The sequence below is a fragment of the Paracraurococcus ruber genome, from assembly GCF_004353985.1.
Taxonomy (GTDB): Bacteria; Pseudomonadota; Alphaproteobacteria; order Acetobacterales; family Acetobacteraceae; genus Paracraurococcus; species Paracraurococcus ruber.
Map to the genome: position 1 here is coordinate 1 of NZ_SMOA01000119.1, position 15,840 is coordinate 15,840.

Here is a 15,840-nt window from a genome sequence, read left to right on the forward strand (position 1 = left end):
AGCCGCTGTAGGAGATCCCGATTTTGCCGTTGTCGTCGCTCAGTACTTGAGCGGCAATATCGACCAACGGGCGCTGTTCAGGTTGCACCATGGCTCGGGCGCGGTCACGTCCATGCGCGAGTACCAAGCGCCGAATGCCCCCGTCCGCCTCAGCCATCTCCTGTCTCCACCAAACAGTTGGACCATCGACGTTGCCCAGGGTTTGCGTCAACCGGGGGAGAACTCACGCTGCTAGTTGAAAGCCTGTTGGAGAGAATTAGTAGAGTGTGTGAGTTCCCCCCCGGGGATAACTCGGATTCGCGTGAGTTGACCCCCGAAGTGGCGTGAGTTCTCCCCCGGGGATAGCCGCACTGCTTTGTGGATAGGCGGACTGTGAGTTAACCCCCGATCGTGCGCGAATCGGCAGGTTGGTTACGATCGTTAATGAGTGCCGGTTCGGGAAGAGGTCATCATGGCTCTCAAATAACGCCCCGTCGGCCTTGTCGCCGTAAGCAGCAGCCGGACACGGTTCCGAACCTCTTCATGACCTTGGTATTGACCCCGGCATCGACCCCGCACCCGACGGACACCGCGTGAGCGGTGCAATGGTCTGTAGGGAATTCGATCGCCCCCGTGGTGACCCCGCACCGACCCCGTCTGTGAACCCGGTCGGACCCGGCTGCGTCACGGGACGGGCTCCGTCTTGACCCTGCCCAAAACCCGGTTGCCACTCCGCCTGTACACGGGCCGTCCCCGCTAAAAGCGGGAGCGGCGCTATGTGTAGCGGCGACGGCCAGCCTGCGTTCCTGCGCCCGGCGAGGCCGTACGGATCGCCGCGACCAAGTCCTGGTGCCGCGAGAGCGCGGCGCGGGTCTCGGCGACGACGTAGTGCCGCTCGGTGCTCAGCAGCGAGGCGTGGCCGAGCACCCTGGCGGCGATGCGGACGTGCGCCGGGTCGCCGGCGGCGATCGAGGTGGCAACGCAGTCCCGAAAGAGGTGCGTGTTCACCACCCGCCCGAAGCGCGCCGTCGTCCGCGTCTCGAGCAGCTTCTGCAGGGCCGCGGCGCTGCAGGGCGTGCCGTCGGCGGTGAGCCAGAGCCGCTGCCCGGCGGGACGGCCGCGGCCCTCTGGAAAACGCCCAAGGCCGAGCTGCAGGAGCCGTGGCCGGACCTCGCCGAGGTAGCGCGCCAGCGCGTCGTGCATCGCCTCCGGCACGGCGAATTCGAGCGGCTGGCCGGTCTTGGTCTCCCGCCCCTCGAAGCGCAGCAGCCAGGCGTCGCCCTCGCGCAGGAGGTGCCGCCCGATCTCGATGGCGAGGAAGTTCGCCTGCCGCAGGGGGCGGCTCGCCAGGAGCGCGATCATCAGGCCGTCGCGGTAGGCCAGGGCGGCCTGGCGTGCCGCGGCGGGCTGTCCGGCCTCCGCCATCAGGTCGTGCCCGAGCGCCACGAGCTCGGCCGCCGGGACGACGCGGGCGCGCTTGTTCCGTGACGGGACGGCGAGGTGCTGCAACCGGGCCTGCACCTGCCACAGCCAGGCCCAGTCGCGCCCGGGGACCATGGCCTGGACCGTCATGCCGAGCACACCGACATAGCTGGCCGCGGTGACCGGCGCACAGCTGCTGCGGACCGCGCTGACATAGGCATTGAGAAGGGCCGGGGTGACGCGGTCGCCCGGGCCGGCGGTGGGATCCAGGGTGCCCCGGGCATCGAGGAAGGCCAGAAAGCGCCCGTAGACGCCAAGGGCGGCCCGCCGCGAGGCGGGCCGCCAGCCGGCCGCGTCGCCGGCGTCGTCCAGCAGGCCGCCGGGCGTGATGGCGCGTTCCCAGGCGCGGCGATCCTGCTCGGGCCAGGCCTCGAGGCGCCAGGCGACGCGGCGGCGTCCCCCGCACGGGCGGGGCAGGGGAGATGCCGTCATGCGCGGCGCCTTTCGCTGCCGCGCCGGCGTGGCACGGCCGCCGGGGTTTTCTCGCGCGCCTGCTGCACCATCCTGTCGTAGTGCCGCACGGCGGCTTGGGTCTCGGTGCCGGCGTAGGAGCTCGTGGTCGTGGCGACTGTCTGGTGGACGAGGGTGAGGCGGACCAGGCCGTAGGCACCGGGCTGCCGGTCGAGAATGATCTTGGCCGCAAGGTGGCGGTAGAGGTGCGGGTTCACGACGACGCCGCAGCGGTCGTGGGCGAGCGTCATGAGTGACTGGCGCAGGCCGTCGTCGCTCATCGGCCCGTCCCCGCCCTCGTCGGGAAACAGCCAGCAGCACGGCCGCTGGCAGAGCAGGGGCTGGTACCGTGCCAGGTAGAGCTCGATCAGCTCGCAACTCTCGGCCGGCAGCACGGCCTCGAAGACCAGGCGGTTCTTGGTGTCGTGCTGCTCCAGCACGATGGTGAGGGTGCCGTCTGTGCCACGGAGCAGGTTAGCGCCGAGCTGCAGCGAGCGTAGGTTCCGCAACCGGATCGGAGCCATGAGGAGCACCTCCATCGCCACGGCGGTGCGCAGCCGCCGTGCCAGCGCCCGGGTCGGCCGGCCCGCACGGCGGACCTCCTCCCGGATGTTCTGCGGCAGGGCCAAAAAGGCTTGCAGCCGGCGGGGATCGTCGAAGGCCCTGAGCCGCGTGCGGTTGCGTGGTGTCAGGCCACTGGCGGGGGGCGTGACCCTGCGGCGAATCCTGTCGAGCTGGGCCACCTGGGCGGGGGAGGCGTCGGCATGATGGCGGGCGATGGCGCAGAGCAGGCCGGCGACCTGGCCGGTGTGGAAGGTCGGCTCGCCGCCGGCCTCCCTCAGCAGGACGGTCAGTGCACGGGCTGCAGTTTCCGGTACCACGAGATCGGTGAGGCCACGCAGCGTCGTCAGGTCGAACCCGTCGCGCGCTAGCGCCCCGAGCAGCGCCCGGACCTGGCGTTCCCGGGTGGCCAGGGAGGTCGCCCGCAGTGGACGAAAATCCCGCTCCGCGAGCAGGTTCTCGCCGGCGAGCCGGCTGCGCCAGGCGGCGATGTCGGCTGCCAGGGCGGCCGGGATGGCGTCCTGCGGCAGCACGCGGCCCTTGCGGCGGTCGGGAGGCGCGAGGACCCGGGATGGCCAGCCGGGCAGCACGCCGGCATGGCGGTTCCACTCGCGGATGGCGTCGCGGTGGATGCTCCTGGGCCGCGCCACCAGGGGATCGGCCTCGAGGTGGGCCAGGAAGCGGTCCAGCACGGCGTCGTCGACCTCGGCGGGCGCGATGCCGGCGCGGCTGCAGTGGCGCGACAGCCGCGTCAAGTGGTGGCGGGCCCGGAAGTCCGGCAGCCCGTCGGTCAGGGCCTGCCATGCTTCCGACCGGGCATCCCGGCTGGGGCCGGCCGGCAGGGCCACCCCGGTCAGGGCGAGGGCGCGCCGGAGCAGCGAGCGCACGTTGTTCCAGCTGGCCGCGGAGATGCCGGCAGCCGCCGGGGTGAGGTCGTTGAGGATCGCGCGCAGCGGGGCCGGCGCCACCGGCAGGGCGGCGAGCGGCCTGCCGGTGGCCCTGGCCAGCGTGTTGAGGGCCGAGAGGAAGGCCCGGCGTTGCTGGACGGGCAGGTCTGGCCATTCGCGGATCCTGGCCGCGAGGTCGGCCAGGTTGCCGACGACGTCTGCGCCGGAGAACAGCGCCAGCTGGGCGGCATCGAAGGTGGTCATGCCTGGACTCGCGTGGACAGGGGGGGACGGGAGGGGCCGTTCGTGAGGAGCATGGGCGGGGAATGTACCTGATGACCTGAGAGGGCTTCTCACGACGGGCCGGGAAGAGCCGACTTCCCAGGGACTTACCTGGACACGGGCACCCCGAACCGGCACCGCGCCAGGAACACCAGCAGGTCGTCCGCCGACACCCGCACGAGCCGACCGACGCGGTGCGCCGGCAACTCGCCGGCGTCGATCATCCGCCGGACGGTCTTGACGGAGACGTCCAGCCGCTCGGCCACCGCCGGCACCGAGAGCAGGCCCGGGGCGGCCCGCCGCGCCGCCGGCGCCGGTGATCTTGCAGGCTTGAATGAGGGCATTTTGCCCATTACAAGGATACCTCTCGGCCGGCCGAATCGGGGCGGAATGCCCTGCGGCTGCGGCACCATCACCATCGAGCGGGTCGCATGCAATGGGTGCATTTTGCTTTTGAAGGCGGACCGAGAGGCACGGCGGACCATGCCCGGCCGGGCGGGGGAGCAGGCACGATGAACGCCGAACGCGCCATCGACGCCCCAATGACCCCGGCGGAGTTTAATGCGATCGCCGTCCGCCGCGGCTGGTCGCGCCGCTACCTGGCAGCCCAGTTCGGCACCGGCTCCACCACCGTCGACAACTGGGGCACCGGCCGCGCCTCGGTGCCGCCGCGGGTTGCGGAGTGGCTGCGTACAGCCGACAGGGTGCTTGCGGCGCTGCCGCCGCCGCAGCGCGAGCAGTGGCACCGGCTGCTGCCTAAATCATCCCGTCGATGAGGTGACTTTCGTGATCAGGGAGAACGGCGACCGGGCGTTGGTGCTTCTGTCAAGTGACGAGCCGCCGAGATCACGTTGAAGCCGCCAAAAGGAACCCCTTTCGAGCGGCGCTCCTGCCGATACGGAACGCGCCGGCGAGGGCCGACGCGTCCTTCTTTCTTAGCTGATCCTGTAGCCGCTTTGACGGAGGGAGCGACCTAAGTAGCGCGCTCCTGCCCGCCAAGGGTGGCCACCTGCTGCTCTGCCCAGGCGCGGCGATCAGCCGGAGCCACCTTGCCGCGTGTGGTGCCTGGCAACTCGTAAATCGACCCGTTCGCAAAGATGCTGGCTACCGTGATTGGGACGCCCTTGCGCACGTGATGGCCGCCAAGGTGCTCCACAATCTGGCGGATGATCCGGCCGATCAGGATCTTCACCTCGTCGTCCAGAGCATCGAGCCCAATGGCGGCAAGGAGGTGCCGGTCTAGCGCTGGCTGTGGGGGGCGAGACGGCGCAGCATCAATGGCGCCTACCAGGGCCGTGACCGCGTCCCGGGACAGCAGCGTATCGATGATCTGCTGGCCGCGAGCCGAGCGGGCCAGGGCCGTAGACGGACCAAGGCGGTCGTGGTTCAGTTTGAAGGTGCTGAGCGAGGGGTGCCGAACAGGCATAAGGGAGATCCTTGTCTAGCAGGGATGCGCATTCGCCTCCCTACAAGGAGGCAAATAAGGGTCCTTGAGGCCGCCGTCAAGGACCCTAATATGCCTCCCTGCTTGCCTCTCCTTTCGGCGCGCCTGTCACCACATGCGGGCGGCGATGCTCTGCTCCTCCTCGCCCACGGCGTTGGCGTAAATGGCGGTCGTGGTGAGCTGAGCGTGGCCCAGCCACTTCTGCACCATGTTGAGCGCGATGCCCCGGCTGACGGCCTGCACGCCGAAGCCGTGCCGCAGGCCCTTGGGGCAGGCGTGGGGACCATCCGGGATGCCGGCGGCCTGTATGACCTCCTGCACGCGCCGGAAGGCCGTCATCCGGCTCCATGGCCACAGCAGCGCCTTGGCCTGGCCGCGCCGCTGCGCCTCGCGGATGCCGTGCACCAAGTCGAGCGCGTCCAGCAGCTCGGGCGGCACCGGCACGGCCCTGTAGACGCCCCTGCGGCGCTTCTTCAGGCTCTCGAACACCACGACACGGCCGGACAGGTCGATCTGCTGCGGGGTGAGCGCCAGGGCCTCGGAGATCCGGCAGCCGGTCGCGTGCAGCACGCCACAGAAGGTACGCACCTCACGCGGGGCCTTGGCCGCCGCCGCCACGAAGGCGCGGCGCTCCTCCTCGGTGAAGTAGAGGCGGCGGCCTTCTGCGTCGAAGAGCTGCATGCCCGCCTGGGGCTGCCCGGATATGCGTTTGAGACTGTTCACATGAATTCTGTAACAGACTGCCCGCCCCGGCGCGAGGGTGAAGGTCGGGTTCTCCACAGGACGCGGGGAAAGGGCAGGGAGCTCGCGGCCGGGCTGCTGATACAGAATTAGCAATAATGTAGCAAACGACTATTTGAACGTCGCTGCGCGAGGGTTGAACATACCCTACGCCTTCAAGCGTATGCATCGCTGGAGCGCAACTATGCATCCAATTTGCCAAGCTACATTAATAAGCTTGATAATGATTCACACGGGACTGTCTGCTAACGCGCAGACGGCGCGAGAGGTTTGTGGCTCTACCAGTGAGTCTTTCACTCAGCAGGAAAAAGGCAATTTAGACGCGCGAGCCCAAACAATTGCTAGGATAGGCGCTGCTGAAATAACAGGAGCAGCGGAACGCACCAGAACAGAGGTTGTTTTTGGTGCAAACAGAAGCGATGCGGCTCGGCATCTGCAATATCTAACAATTGTTAGCTGTGTTCTGATTTTCTCAGATACTAGACTTACTACTGATGAAAAACTTGCAAGAATAAGAGCCTTATCAACCATCCTAAACAGGCCGGTGGAAGAACCATCAGATCCTTTGCCGATCAACCCACGTCGTCCCGCGCCGGCCAATTCACCTCAAGGTTTTAATGCTATTGGAAAATGGCAAATAGTGACCGATAATGGGAACGTGTTTGATTTTAGGATAGATCGTTGTGATGGACGTTTTGTTGGAAGGCTGGCTCACGTTAGCAGCAACATTGAGGGCGATCACATCGTAAGTTGCTCAGTGATAGAAAACGCGATCATATTTGTAAGAAACAACCCCCAACTTCCCAGACCACAAGTTTATACCGGCACTTGGCAAAACCATGACTCTATAAGGGGGAGTTATACTCATTTTAATGCGCCAGAAACAGGATTTCGTATGATACGGTAATCAAGCCTTAATTTACAATGCTTGATTTCATACTACACGTTATCGCCTCCTGCAGCGGATTAACTGACCCCTTTCGAGCGGTCATCCACAGCTTTGTAAGTGCCTGATCTGCAAAGGGCTGGCGTCGCTCAAAAAGGTGCGCCAAAATTCCCGCCATGAATCTGATCGGCTATGCCCGCGTCTCGACCGATGACCAGTCCCTTGCCCTGCAGCTCGACGCGCTGGCGGCGGCGGGCTGTGGGCGCGTGTTCGAGGACAGCGCATCGGGCGCCAGGTAGGACCGGGCAGGGCTGGCGCAGGCGGTCGCCGCCTGCGCCTCCGGCGACGTGCTGACAGTCTGGAAGCTCGACCGGCTGGGCCGGTCGGTGCTCGACCTGGTGGAGCGGCTGAAAGCGCGCGGCGTCGGATTGAAGGTGCTGACCGGGGCAGGGGCCGCCATCGACACCACACGGCCGGAAGGTAAATTCACCTTCGCTCTGTTCGCCGCCCTGGCCGAATTCGAGCGGGAGCTGATCCGCGAGCGGACGAAGGCCGGGATGGTCGCCGCGAAGCGCCGGGGCCGTCATGTCGGCAGGCCGCGCAAGCTGACGGAGGAGCGCCTGGCCCATGCGCGGGCGCTGATCGCTGAGGACAGGGAGAAGGCGGAAGTGGCCGCGCTGCTCGGCGTCGGCGTCGGCGTCGCCACGCTGCGGCGGGCGCTGAAGGGCTAACACGCCTCCGTTGTCCTTCTTTGGCTGCCGAATTCTGTGCCAATCCATTTCGAATGGTACTGATAGTCCGTGGACTCATAGTCTTCTTTCCCTGAAATTGTTTCGATGGACCGAGGGAAAGAAAATTGCAGCACGTTTGGTGACGCAGTACGTCGAGCCCGTGCAAAAACCGGCCTTACACAAGAAGAACTCGCCGACCGCTCTGGTATCGACCGAAGCTATATCGGCGGTGTCGAGCGCGGTGAACGCAATCCAACTCTTGTCGTAATATGCAAGATTGCGGATGGGCTCGGCCTGACGCTCTCTGAACTCTTCTCTTACGACAACGCAAGAGGGAGCAGGGACTAAATTGCTTCGGTTTCCCAACCCAAATTCAACGATCGACAACTTCGTCCGCGTCTATGGATCAGCCTTTGAAGAGCTGAACGGACGGGTAGTAAACCTCGATGAGATTGTGAAGGTGGTTGTCGCTGCAAATCTGGCGACATCCTCGGGTTATATGGGCGCTGAAGCGGTCAATCGGTCGACGCGAGAAGACCGGAGCCGCGACCCGCTTTACAATCAGGCGAAAATGTATGCCGAGTTGTTTCGCACACTCGGATGGCTGCATCCTACACCGGGCAGCAGTTTGAATTTCACCTTTACCTTGCTCGGCGAACAGCTTGTGGCGGCAGGGCGGTATTATTGGCCGCTACTCGAAGAATGCATTCTGGGTATTGCATATCCGACCCACATTCTCAGCGTTAAAGGGGATTTTGATTTGCGCCCCTTCGCTTTCACCCTAAAGGTCATGATGGCCTCAGGCGGCTATCTGTCCCGAGATGAAATGATTATCGGTCCGCTCAGCGCTCCGACCGACCGGGCTGCTGACGCGCTCGCAAACACGGTTGCGAAAATCAGTGCGGCACGGAAGAGCGAAGCGGCAATAAAAGCTGCCCTGCAAACTCTCGCGGAAGTCCGAAAAACGCAGGTCAATACGCTGTGTAACTACACGCGCTGGCCTATCGCCGTGCTCAGGGATTCCGGCTGGGTTGACCCCGTTTTTGTTAAAGACAGGACCGGGAAAAAGTATCGTGCCTGGGCTTTGACGGAGAAAGGCCGCAAGATCGCTGCGCGGATAGACGCAGCTCGCGATCTTCGGCTTTCTGATCTGGATTCTATATCGGCCGAACAGCGTAAGTCTGTAGCCCTGCTTGCCCATTATAAAATGCTCGATCGAGCAGGCTTCGACATAGCACCAATGACGGAACGCCTGGAGAGTGCAAAGCGGGTAGCCGCTCCCTTGCTTCAGCATTGGGGAGCGTCCGGTGAAAATCTCCTATTCTCGCCGTTTCAGGCGCTATCGCTCTCCGACATCGCTGCTGTTTTTCCTGCACAGGCCGCAGCCGCACGTGTCGAGCGTGGCACAGCGGACGTCGAGAGATCGGCTGCCGGGAGGGATAATCGGTCGCATCTTTTCGTTGCGCCACGCCTCGTGGCTGCTGCTGCATCAAGGAGCACCGAGGCAGACGCTGTCCGCCGAGAGCTGACAGCTCTTCTTCAACGGCATGGCACTCCTCTTCGAGCCGCTATGGCTTTCACCCAGTCTCACGCCCAGGACACAAAAACCACCTTCTATCCTCTCGTCACTCACCTGTTTCAGATCCTCGGTTTTCGGAGCGACATCTCCAGGGGAGGGGTTAATTATCAGCGTTGGGACGCTTGCGTTTGGGTCGGCAATCTTGCTCTTCCGGTCGAAATAAAATCTCCCACGGAAGAAGAATTTCTTGCGACCAAAGCCGTCCGGCAGGCCCTGGAAAACAAAGTCATCCTGCTGTCGCGCGGCGGTCTCGACACGGTGCGGGAACTGACTAGCCTGGTTGTAGGCTATCGCCTTCCAAATGAACGAGGCGACATGTCGAACCTGATCGACAATGTTTATTCAGCTTATGGGCTGAGCCTTGGGGTTATCGATCTTCAAAGTCTTGCTCACCTGGCCGCCCGATGCATTGCAGAAGGCGTCACTATCGATCCGGGTCAGCTAAGCCAGCTTCGCGGGTTTCTGAATGTCTGATTTCGTTATTCACAAGGGCCAACGCCCGGCAGGCGGCTTTGCCCGGCATTATGGCGCGGCCACTGAGCAGGTCACGTTCAGCCCGTCGAAGCCCACGAAGGTGATGCTGGCGGACGGCCGCGAAGGGCAGGGAAGCTGCCTTGGATGCGGAAACGCGCCCTGCATGGAGAAGCACCCCAGTGAGCTGGCGTTGGCCGGCGAGCTGGAAGCGTATCCTGGCGATCCCAGCCTAGACGTATGCCCGACACAGGTCATCACCTGGGATGCAGCATCGTCGGCGGCCACGGTCGACGCGAATGCCTGCATCGGCTGCGGGCTCTGCGTAGCTCGATGCCCGTACGGAGCGATCAGCCTGCAGGCGGGCAGGACGGCGGCGATCGCCACAGGCGATCCTGACGGCTTGGTCGTGGCGAAAGGTGGCCAAGCTGAACATCCCAAGCCTACCAGGACAGGCACACTAGCCAAGCTCAATGCTCCTGCAGCTGCGGCGATACCGGAGACTGTCGGTTCTCTGCCCGACGCAAAATCTGTCCTGCTGGTGCGTAATCTGCTGCACGAGATCGGCATGAATGCCCGCGTACGTCGGCGGGGTGACACCAATATGCGGATCGACGCCGTAGGTTACGCACGGAGCAACCGTCCTTTCGTCGCTGAAATCGAACTTTCCAATGCCGTTATTGAGAATCCGCGTGCTCTTCTGGAAGACGTCGCCATCCTTCACGCAAGATACGGCTATGTCGTCGCGGATATTGATCCCGTAAGCATTATCCTGTCGCTTCCGAATTTGCGATCTGAATACTATCAGGTTATTCGGGACATCGAGAATGTACTCGGTGTCCGCTGTCGTACGGTGACGGTTGGCGCAATGGTAGCGCTGCTCTGGACATGCTCTCGCCTTGATGGCTTCGAAGGCGACGCATTCATCATCGGAGCTGGCGGCGCTGACTTGGCTGCTAACCTGGGAATGCACGAAGGCGTCCTACACGAGCCCTATCCGGGCGCGTTCAGGCCGGCAAAGTAAGCAGATCACCGGCCGCATCCTGACGGGCGGCTGCAACACGGTCCCGCGCGAGCTGCACGTAATCAGGGTTGAGTTCGAAGCCGACAAAGCCGCGTTTTTCCATAACGGCCGCGACGCACTCGCTTCCGCTGCCGGCAAAAGGCACGAGCACGGTATCTCCCGGATTCGAAAAATGCTTGATGATCCGGCGGGAGATGCTCAACGGCTTCTGCGTCGGGTGTTTTACTTTCTCGTCCCGGAACCGGCGGCCTGCCAGCGTGGGAAAAGACCAGATATCTCCAGCCATTCGCCCTTCCGGGTTCGGCTCCCACACTTTCCCATTCTTGGTGATTTTATGTTTCAGCCGTTCCTGACTTTTGTAAGGCTCGCGAATTGGAGAATAAATGTATTGATCGGTTTTCGAGAACCAGAGCAGCGGCTCGTAGGTGGCATTGAGCGACCGTTTGCCGTAACCGGCAAAGCCGTTCTCGTAGTTCCATATAATCTGCCGACGATAGACAAGCCCCAGCTCATACATCATGCACTGTACCCAGCACATATGATGGTGGATTCCATAGACGAAAATGTTTCCTTCGTCGGATAGAAGGCGGTTGGCCTTCTGAAGCCATTTCAGAGTCCATTCCCGCCATTCTGTTTTACGCTCCGTTTCCTTCCAGAGACCGAAATCCTTATTCAGGTTATAGGGTGGATCGGCGACGATCAGATTGAACGACCCTGCATCAAGGCGGCTCATTCCCTCGATGCAGTCTCCCAAGATGATCTCTTCGCGTGTGCTCATTTGGGCTTTTGCAGGATCAGAATGTACTGGTTATGGATGTTCGGAACATAAGAATAAGGGTAACCGTAGGGAAAGACCTTTTTGTGGCGCTGATACAGAACTTTCAGCCCCCGCATCTCAAGGCCATAAGCCTCTAGCGACCGCGCCAAGTCGGCATGAAACATGATGTACCGGGATTTGTCGCGGAAATCACTGACGATAACGGCCATATATTTACCGCGCTTAAGCGTTCTGGCGCAGTCGCCAAGGATAACTGAGAGCTCTTTCAAGAACTCCTCATAACTGTCGATCCGCCCGAGGTCGCGCGCATCTACGCCGTAGTCTTGCGCTAGGCCTTTTTCGATGCGCTCCTGCCTGACCTTATGATCCTGCTTTTTTAAGATCGACCAGTAGGGCGGGCTGGTGACAACGAAATCGACGCTTTCATCCGGAATTTGCGGAACGTGATCGCGCGCATCTCCTTCGAGAATGCGCTGCTCTCCAACGTTGGAAAACATATCTCGCACTTCGGTTGCAAGACGCTGCCGCGTCAGGCCCGCAAAGGTCGGGCTGAGTTCAATGCCTATTCCGCTTCGACCTTCGATGGCGCATGCCTTCAGTGTAGAGCCAACACCAACGAACGGATCGAGGACAACATTGCCTTGCTTGGTGAAAAACCGGATCAGGCGACCTACGTCCGTAAATGAAAAGGGTGCAGGATGTTGGCGTTCAATCTGAGCGTCAGGATGACCAGCCCCAAGCCCACGCTGATTCCATACCGAAACCGTCTCAGGTATCCATTCCCGAGCTGTTAGGTCGTTAACCTGATTGCGGGGATCGACCGTTGCGGGCAATTCTTCGGCCTCGACGGGATCGGCCGCTTCGACGGATTCAAGTTTTTCTTCTGCGGCCTTGAGGGCCTTCTTTTTCATCGCGGCTGTCATCGTTCTCCTCGGTTTTCCGTTTTAGCCGCTTGATACCGGCATTTTTGTTGCAGGCGCCGACCGGAGATCTTTCCGATAAGCCGTTTGGGCACGCGAAGTGTCATCGCCGCCCCGCGGTCGTTGAGCGGATGAGAGGTAAAGCGGGCTGGTCTAGCGACGGCTCCTGCCGGGCCAGGTAGTCCATGACCGCACGGCGCGCGACCTGGCCGACTGGCACATCCTCGCTGCGAGCAAGGCTCGCCAGCACCGTGTAAGCCCGGTCGTCCAGGTTGATCGTCACACGGGCTGTCTTGATGCGTCCTCTCGGCCTGGGCATGAGATATGTTTAGTGCAGCAAAAAACACGCCTCAAGTGATTCGCGGACGTTGTCCACAACTCGATAACCAGGACTATCCGTAAGCTTGGCGACCACAAGCCCGGGCGCTGATCTCCTCCAGCTCATCGGCTGGCACGGCGAGCGGAGGGAGCAAGGCCCGGCCGGCGCAGCAGGACACGCCTGCCCTGTCGCCTTCTAGCCCGTCACGCGGTCGGCCTCGCCGTCCTCGTCGTCCGGGTCCTCCATCCATCCCAGCTCGTCGCCCTCTTCCGGCCAGTCGAAGTTGTTCGCCATCTTGTCGATCATCACGAGCTGCAGGGCGTGAATGACGCGCCGTTCGTAGTCGGTCGGCTCGTACTCCTTCGGCGTGTCGGTCACGGTTCGCCCTTCGCCTCCAGCTCCCGGCGCAGCTTCCCGCACCGGTACAGAACCTGTTCGGCCGTCTCGCTTTCCCGCACTCCGAATTCGACAAAGGCCAGCAGGTTCAGGGCTACCGCTGCGGCGCTCTCCGATCGCGCAGACGGCTGACCCATGGTGATGGCGGCGATGCGGTCCATGACGGCCTCGGCGCGCTGCCTTGCCTCGTCGTCTTCGGGCAGCCTGCGGGTCACTTCGTCCAGGGCCTGCCATGCCGCCGCAAGCGGCGGGGCGTCCGCCTCTCTGACGAAGCGCAGGGCGTCGCACACCGCGCCGTAGATCGGCCACAGCTGCTCGAATGCGGGATCGTCGCGCCTGGCGCCGGCGAAGAACGCCTGCCACCTGTCGAGCGCTGCCGCGGCCGGGTTCGTGCTCGGGCTGTCGCCTTCGGCCTGAAGGTCCGCCAGCTGGTCGAACGGGACGGTGAAGCTTGGCGGATTTCCGGCCGGGTCGCGCGTCACGCTGACGAACTGCCTGCCGGTGCGCCGCGTGTCCTTGGCGGCGCACCCCCAATCGTAGAAGGCCCTGCGGCCGCGAAGGTGTGCAAGCCGGCCAAGCCGAGTAGAACCGCACGGGGTCAACGGCTTGGGCCCGGGCTGCTGCCGGCTTTCGGTACGTGCCGCACAGGCTTGTCGCGGTGGGACGCTGGAGCAGAGCCCGCTTCTGCGCCGCGGAGCACGACGCCCGTGACCGCGAGCTCGGTGACCGTCTTGCACACCTTCGCGGTCACGGGGCCTACTTGGCTTGATCAGCGAGAGCTGCATAGTCGCGCCGCCTGCGCCGGTCCTTTAGGTCCGCCTCTGGCACCGGGTACCCGGCATCACGCAGCGCCCGGGCGATCATCACGGTCATGGTGGTTCCTTCCCGCTCGGCTGCCTCCTCTAGCGCCTGAAAAACCATAGGCGCCAACCGCAGCATGAACGGCACCGCTTTCTGCGACTGTTTGGCGGGCACCGTTGGTTGGGCGAGCTCGACGGCAGCAGGCGGGACCGTGGCCATCGGCGTCTCCACCGCCCGCAGGAGGGCATCGCCGCTCAGCCTGGATCCGGTTGAGATGGGCTGAAACCCCTTGTTCCTCTGCATGCTGAGATCCCTAAGACAGACTAGATATCTAGGATTCTATGGTATGTAGAGAAGCTGCGGATATCCAGCCAATCTGAGCTAACTCATCCGCCAGAGCCTCCGCTTCACGCCAGACCGGGCCGCTGGTCGGCATGATCCCGGACCAAGAGAGACCCTGGTAGGCCGTGCGGTCGGAGAGGAAGGCGGCCAGGAGCGGCAGCTTGAGATCTTCCGCTAGCTGGGTCTTGGCGAAGGTGTCGGTGGCCCGTCGAGGATCGAAGCCGACTAGGGTAATCCGGAATGAGATTTCACGCCGGACTGAGGCGGCCAAGTTGACGCACCACTCCGCTGTGGCTTGGGCTTCTCGGACGGAGCTGCGGTCTGGTTGGCAGGGGATCAGCACGGCATCGGCGCCACCGATGGCGACCACCATGGACCGTGAGCCGAAGCCCGCCGTGTCCACGAGCACCACGTCATGGGTCTCCGCCAGTTCGGCCGGAAGGCGCGCTAGGGTGCGCTCATCGGCCTCGGCTCGAAGGGTGATTGCCGGGCCCGTGTAGAGGCCGTGCCAGTCGGCTAGGCCCCGGTTGGGGTCGGCATCGACGCAGGCCACCCTCAATCCTCGCCGGGCGAGGGTAGGGGCCAATACCCGGCAGATGGTGGTCTTGCCCGCGCCTCCCTTCTGGGAGGCGATGGTAATGATGCTGGCCATGAGCGATGGATCCCCCGAACCAGAATAAAGGATACCTCGCCATCACTGGATATCTGCAAGCGTCGATGTCTCAACATCTTGGACGGCGAAGACAGCTTAGATATCTATCTTCAGGGGGTGGGGATCTTGGGCACCTACCAAGCTTCGAAGGGCAAGGGTGTGAGTTAACCCCCGGTCTTGGGGGGGAGGGTTCGCCTAGCTTTCGGGCTGCCTATAGACACCACCCTGGCGGACACGGGCGGAGGGGAGGGGTGAAGCACTACGCCATCCTCTTCGAGCTCAACCCGGGCTTCGGGGTAAGCCGAGACGGCTGGGCTCAGCATCTTTGGGAAGTCCCGTCGGAAGAACCGCAGTTCGCTGTATGTGGTCCCGAATTGCTCTCTCAAGGCCGCCCATCGTACTGGCGTCGGGCCGCTGAGATTGTGTAACCGGTAGGCGAGCCAGATGTAGAGGTCGAGGCTCGCACTCCGGTCAGCAAGTTCCCGTAATGCCGCTTCACGCAGGGGTACCGGATGCTGCCGCAGGGCATCGTAGAAGGCCTCGTCGAGGACGACGCGGTCTTCCCAAAGATCGCTCTGCCGCTCGTCGCCGCTGTAGTTGTGGAAGCGCAGGCCTGAACGGACGAAGCGGCCTGCCTCCCAGCCGCTTGCGTCCTCGCCTTCCCAGAAGAACTTCAGCGAGCAGGCCGCGATCCGCGCCGCTTGCTCCCTCAAAGCTTTCCCGGTCTCGCCGCCCCAGGCTAAGCCCATCCTTCCGAGCCAGTCATGCAGGCTTCGGCCGAGTTCGACCTCGCGCGAGCCGGTCCGGACTGCCTGGGTCTGAAGGTAGAGCAGGATCATCCGGGCCCTGGCGCCATACGGTACCCCGACCATCTTGGCCGGCCCATAGCCACGCTTCATACGGCCTGGTTCGACCAGGAGTGTGACGCGGTGGCCCCGCTTCTCCCAAGGTTGATCATCGGGTAGGCGCTTGTGGGGAAGGCTTGTCAGGCAGAAGCCGCTGTAGGAGATCCCGATTTTGCCGTTGTCGTCGCTCAGTACTTGAGCGGCAATATCGACCAACGGGCGCTGTTCAGGTTGCACCATGGCTCGGGCGCGGTCACGTCCATGCGCGAG

General features: G+C 63.2%; 17 protein-coding genes and 1 pseudogene. 6 read left to right on the forward strand and 12 right to left on the reverse strand.

Features of this window, described 5'->3' with window-relative positions; translation table 11 throughout:
* Positions 1-753 precede the first annotated feature (753 nt).
* The 3 genes from E2C05_RS19065 to E2C05_RS19075 form a co-directional block, all read right to left on the reverse strand.
* Positions 754-1,893, reverse strand: coding sequence for a site-specific integrase (locus tag E2C05_RS19065; protein WP_133221243.1), 1,140 nt, complete (start codon positions 1,891-1,893; stop codon positions 754-756).
* Entirely contained in the window at positions 1,890-3,623 is a 1,734-nt protein-coding gene (locus E2C05_RS19070) for a hypothetical protein (protein ID WP_133221244.1), read from the reverse strand. The genes E2C05_RS19065 and E2C05_RS19070 overlap by 4 nt, the downstream gene beginning before the upstream one ends.
* 125 nt (positions 3,624-3,748) lie before the next feature.
* Entirely contained in the window at positions 3,749-4,078 is a 330-nt protein-coding gene (locus E2C05_RS19075; protein WP_205082896.1) for a helix-turn-helix domain-containing protein, read from the reverse strand.
* A 75-nt stretch (positions 4,079-4,153) separates the two neighbouring features.
* On the opposite strand from E2C05_RS19075, the gene E2C05_RS19080 reads away from it, so the two are divergent.
* Complete coding sequence (locus E2C05_RS19080; protein ID WP_133221245.1) at positions 4,154-4,417, forward strand: hypothetical protein; 264 nt, start codon at positions 4,154-4,156, stop codon at positions 4,415-4,417.
* Positions 4,418-4,614: 197 nt separating this feature from the next.
* On the opposite strand, the gene E2C05_RS19085 is transcribed toward E2C05_RS19080, so the two are convergent.
* A complete protein-coding gene (locus E2C05_RS19085) occupies positions 4,615-5,067 on the reverse strand; it encodes a hypothetical protein (protein ID WP_133221246.1) in 453 nt (150 codons plus the stop codon).
* Between the two features lie 126 nt (positions 5,068-5,193).
* Positions 5,194-5,766, reverse strand: a complete 573-nt coding sequence (locus tag E2C05_RS19090; RefSeq protein WP_133221247.1) for a tyrosine-type recombinase/integrase — start codon at positions 5,764-5,766, stop codon at positions 5,194-5,196.
* A 283-nt stretch (positions 5,767-6,049) separates the two neighbouring features.
* Here E2C05_RS19090 and E2C05_RS19095 point away from each other — a divergent pair, with 283 nt between their 5' ends.
* The 5 genes and pseudogenes from E2C05_RS19095 (at position 6,050) to E2C05_RS19115 (ending at position 10,517) form a co-directional block, all read left to right on the forward strand.
* On the forward strand, positions 6,050-6,733 hold the full coding sequence (locus E2C05_RS19095; RefSeq protein ID WP_133221248.1) for a hypothetical protein: 684 nt from the start codon (positions 6,050-6,052) through the stop codon (positions 6,731-6,733).
* Between the two features lie 155 nt (positions 6,734-6,888).
* Positions 6,889-7,443 (forward strand): annotated as a pseudogene (locus E2C05_RS19100) (recombinase family protein).
* 105 nt (positions 7,444-7,548) lie between these two features.
* Positions 7,549-7,791 (forward strand): helix-turn-helix domain-containing protein, encoded by a 243-nt coding sequence (locus E2C05_RS35450; RefSeq protein ID WP_133221249.1) that lies wholly within the window; start codon positions 7,549-7,551, stop codon positions 7,789-7,791.
* A gap of 1 nt (position 7,792) precedes the next feature.
* The gene (locus E2C05_RS19110) at positions 7,793-9,496 is read left to right on the forward strand and encodes a hypothetical protein (protein WP_133221250.1); all 1,704 of its coding nucleotides are present in this window, start codon (positions 7,793-7,795) and stop codon (positions 9,494-9,496) included.
* Positions 9,489-10,517 carry a 4Fe-4S dicluster domain-containing protein gene (locus E2C05_RS19115; RefSeq protein ID WP_133221251.1) on the forward strand — a complete coding sequence of 343 codons (1,029 nt, stop codon included), beginning with the start codon at positions 9,489-9,491 and terminating at the stop codon, positions 10,515-10,517. Before E2C05_RS19110 ends, E2C05_RS19115 begins: the two co-directional genes overlap by 8 nt.
* On the opposite strand, the gene E2C05_RS19120 is transcribed toward E2C05_RS19115, so the two are convergent.
* From E2C05_RS19120 to E2C05_RS19155, 7 genes are all read right to left on the reverse strand, one after another.
* Entirely contained in the window at positions 10,501-11,295 is a 795-nt protein-coding gene (locus tag E2C05_RS19120) for a DNA-methyltransferase (protein ID WP_133221252.1), read from the reverse strand. The two genes, E2C05_RS19115 and E2C05_RS19120, sit on opposite strands and share 17 nt — an antisense overlap.
* Positions 11,292-12,206 (reverse strand): DNA methyltransferase, encoded by a 915-nt coding sequence (locus tag E2C05_RS19125; protein WP_133221259.1) that lies wholly within the window; start codon positions 12,204-12,206, stop codon positions 11,292-11,294. The genes E2C05_RS19120 and E2C05_RS19125 overlap by 4 nt, the downstream gene beginning before the upstream one ends.
* A 523-nt stretch (positions 12,207-12,729) precedes the next feature.
* Positions 12,730-12,912, reverse strand: a complete 183-nt coding sequence (locus tag E2C05_RS19135; protein WP_133221254.1) for a hypothetical protein — start codon at positions 12,910-12,912, stop codon at positions 12,730-12,732.
* On the reverse strand, positions 12,909-13,412 hold the full coding sequence (locus E2C05_RS19140; protein WP_133221255.1) for a hypothetical protein: 504 nt from the start codon (positions 13,410-13,412) through the stop codon (positions 12,909-12,911). The genes E2C05_RS19135 and E2C05_RS19140 overlap by 4 nt, the downstream gene beginning before the upstream one ends.
* A 274-nt stretch (positions 13,413-13,686) precedes the next feature.
* A complete protein-coding gene (locus E2C05_RS34690) occupies positions 13,687-14,034 on the reverse strand; it encodes a ribbon-helix-helix domain-containing protein (RefSeq protein WP_240046789.1) in 348 nt (115 codons plus the stop codon).
* Between the two features lie 28 nt (positions 14,035-14,062).
* The gene (locus E2C05_RS19150; RefSeq protein WP_133221256.1) at positions 14,063-14,725 is read right to left on the reverse strand and encodes a ParA family protein; all 663 of its coding nucleotides are present in this window, start codon (positions 14,723-14,725) and stop codon (positions 14,063-14,065) included.
* A 164-nt stretch (positions 14,726-14,889) separates the two neighbouring features.
* On the reverse strand, positions 14,890-15,840 hold a 951-nt coding region (locus E2C05_RS19155; RefSeq protein ID WP_133221257.1), incomplete at its 5' end, for a replication protein RepA.

What these genes read in the sequence shown, in the direction of transcription:
- E2C05_RS19065 (WP_133221243.1), bottom strand. Translation starts at nt 1,893, where the DNA reads ATGACGGCATCTCCCCTGCCCCGCCCGTGCGGGGGACGCCGCCGCGTC.
- E2C05_RS19070 (WP_133221244.1), bottom strand. Translation starts at nt 3,623, where the DNA reads ATGACCACCTTCGATGCCGCCCAGCTGGCGCTGTTCTCCGGCGCAGAC.
- E2C05_RS19080 (WP_133221245.1), top strand. Translation starts at nt 4,154, where the DNA reads ATGAACGCCGAACGCGCCATCGACGCCCCAATGACCCCGGCGGAGTTT.
- E2C05_RS19085 (WP_133221246.1), bottom strand. Translation starts at nt 5,067, where the DNA reads ATGCCTGTTCGGCACCCCTCGCTCAGCACCTTCAAACTGAACCACGAC.
- E2C05_RS19090 (WP_133221247.1), bottom strand. Translation starts at nt 5,766, where the DNA reads ATGCAGCTCTTCGACGCAGAAGGCCGCCGCCTCTACTTCACCGAGGAG.
- E2C05_RS19095 (WP_133221248.1), top strand. Translation starts at nt 6,050, where the DNA reads ATGATTCACACGGGACTGTCTGCTAACGCGCAGACGGCGCGAGAGGTT.
- E2C05_RS35450 (WP_133221249.1), top strand. Translation starts at nt 7,549, where the DNA reads ATGGACCGAGGGAAAGAAAATTGCAGCACGTTTGGTGACGCAGTACGT.
- E2C05_RS19115 (WP_133221251.1), top strand. Translation starts at nt 9,489, where the DNA reads ATGTCTGATTTCGTTATTCACAAGGGCCAACGCCCGGCAGGCGGCTTT.
- E2C05_RS19120 (WP_133221252.1), bottom strand. Translation starts at nt 11,295, where the DNA reads ATGAGCACACGCGAAGAGATCATCTTGGGAGACTGCATCGAGGGAATG.
- E2C05_RS19125 (WP_133221259.1), bottom strand. Translation starts at nt 12,206, where the DNA reads ATGAAAAAGAAGGCCCTCAAGGCCGCAGAAGAAAAACTTGAATCCGTC.
- E2C05_RS34690 (WP_240046789.1), bottom strand. Translation starts at nt 14,034, where the DNA reads ATGCAGAGGAACAAGGGGTTTCAGCCCATCTCAACCGGATCCAGGCTG.
- E2C05_RS19150 (WP_133221256.1), bottom strand. Translation starts at nt 14,725, where the DNA reads ATGGCCAGCATCATTACCATCGCCTCCCAGAAGGGAGGCGCGGGCAAG.